Origin of the sequence: Georgenia daeguensis, from assembly GCF_039537705.1 — a bacterium.
Taxonomy (GTDB): domain Bacteria; phylum Actinomycetota; class Actinomycetes; order Actinomycetales; family Actinomycetaceae; genus Georgenia; species Georgenia daeguensis.
Genome location: NZ_BAABBA010000069.1, coordinates 1 through 2,109 on the forward strand (window position 1 = coordinate 1; position 2,109 = coordinate 2,109).

Annotated in this window: 2 protein-coding genes and 1 pseudogene; all 3 read left to right on the plus strand. The window is 67.3% G+C overall.

Translation table 11 applies throughout. The features are described from left to right. Positions 1 to 80: 80 nt before the first annotated feature. The gene (locus tag ABD774_RS21415; RefSeq protein WP_345045785.1) at positions 81 to 305 is read left to right on the plus strand and encodes a transposase; all 225 of its coding nucleotides are present in this window, start codon (positions 81 to 83) and stop codon (positions 303 to 305) included. 37 nt (positions 306 to 342) lie between these two features. Next, positions 343 to 1,410, plus strand: coding sequence for a tyrosine-type recombinase/integrase (locus tag ABD774_RS21420; protein WP_345045787.1), 1,068 nt, complete (start codon positions 343 to 345; stop codon positions 1,408 to 1,410). A gap of 59 nt (positions 1,411 to 1,469) precedes the next feature. Continuing rightward, positions 1,470 to 2,109, plus strand: a pseudogene (locus tag ABD774_RS21425) (tyrosine-type recombinase/integrase); the annotation flags it as partial.

Below are 2,109 nucleotides of genomic sequence, written 5' to 3' on the forward strand. Positions count from 1 at the left end.
CTCATCACACGGAAGGATGGGAGTCATGGCAGCACCGAGGAAGTATTCGGAGGAATTGAAGGAGCGCGCCACTCGGATGGGTGGAGGCGCGGAGGGATCCAGCCAGCCGGGCCGGGGCGATCAGCCGGATCGGCAAGCAGTTGGGGATTCATCCGGAGGCGTTGCGGAACTGGGTCCGCCAGGCTGAGGTCGATACCGGCGTGCGGGAGGGTGTCAGCAGCGATGACAAGGCGAAGATCGTCGCCTTGGAGCGTGAGGTGCGTGAGCTGCGGCGGGCGAACACGATCCTGCGGCAAGCGGCTTGATATGTAGGTGATCTCGACTCCGGGTGGATGGCGGTTCGTGACGGGGTCGACGATGTGGTCGTCGTTCTCGTGGCTGGAGCTGTTGATGGAGTTGTTCGTGCCTGTCCTTGCCCGCTCGCGCGGCGCCGCTCCCGAGTTGGGTGACGCGCTGTTGGATGAGTATCTGCGGTTCACTGCGGCGCGGCTGCGTCCGAACTCGGTGACGGCGCAGGCTTTCGACTTGAAGGTCTTCTTTACCGTGGTGGGTAAGCGGCCGCTGGCCGTGGGGACTGCGGACGTGTTGGCGTTCATCGAGGCACAACGCCAGCCACGACGTGGTGGGAACGTGGTGCGCCTGTCCGATGGCGAGCAGGGGTTGGCGGCCTCCACGATCAAGCGCCGGTTGGCGACGGTGACCTCGTTGTTCGACTACCTCATCGCGCGTGGCGTGTGCGAGCGCCAGCCCGTCCCGCGATCGATCACCCCTAGGACACGGTCGCTGCGAGGGGCACCGCTGGTCCGGGCCCCGAAGCGTCTGCCGCGCATCCTCGCTCCGGGTGAGGCCGTCGCGCTGACGAACGCGCTGCGCACGCAACGGGACCTGGCGATGGTCACGCTCATGCTGCGCGCCGGGCTACGGCGTTGCGAAGTCCTCGGCGTGCGGTTCACCGATATCCAGCCAGGCGACCAGCGCGTGTTCATCTGTGCGGGCAAGGGCGGTCACGAACGGATCGTCCCGGTCGATCCGTTGTTCTTCACTCACCTACACGCCTACCTGTCCCTCGAGCGGCCACGCGACGGCGACGGCGAGCGCGTGTTCGTGGTGTTGAAGGGCCCCAACCGGGGTCGTCCGCTCACGGCGGCGGGGCTTGACGAGGTCCTCGCCGGAGCCCGCCGCCGAGCCGGGCTCGCTCATGCGACGTGCCACGAGTTGCGTCATACGTGCTTCACTCGCCTGCGTGAGGCTGGGATGAGCCTGGAAGCAATCCAGGCCCAGGCGGGGCACGCGAACCTCGACACGACTCGCCTTTACCTGCACTTGTCCAACGACTGGCTCGCCGACCAGTATCGCGACGCCATGACCGTGCTCGCCGACATCTACGACAACAACGGAGCGGTGTCGTGACCCCCTCTACAGGCCCAGTGAGTGCGTCCCCGGCGCCGACGTCATCGCCGGACCGTGCTGTGGCTGAGGCGGTCGACGTGCTGCGCTGGTTCGCGGACGCGTACATCGCGGCCGGCGCGACGCCCGCAGCCCGCCAGACCCGCCGCCAGGGCGTGGCTGGGTTCGACCGGCGTTTCACCACTCTTGCCGCTTGGAACGCGGCCGACGTCATGACCCGGCGGGCCGTACGAAGCGAGGTCATGTCGTTTGCCGCCCACGCTGCTGTGGCGACTGGCCTGTGTGTCGATCCTGCCTTCGTGACGGGGTCTGGATGCCGCTGGGGCGTCTACCTGCGTACCGCCTATCCCGACCAGTACGACCGGTTCAACGGCCAGGCCGCTCAGCTCGGGTTCTGCGACAAAGAGATCGGCCGCATGTGGACCCACCTGTCCCGCATTGCCGTGATCGCCGGTACGGGTCCCGACGCGCTCACCCCCGCCGCCTACCAGCGGGCACGAACAGTGTTCTTCGAGTCCGTGACCGCAGGCAAGGACGCCATCCCGCACAAGTCACTGTCCACCCCACTGTTCGGGCTCGACGCGCTCATGCATCACCGTGGCCAAGCACCCTCCCCGGACAAGCGACGACGCTGGATTCACCGGCCCGTCGCCGAAGTCGACTGGGACCACCTCGAAGCCCACGCCCCGGTCATGACCGCAA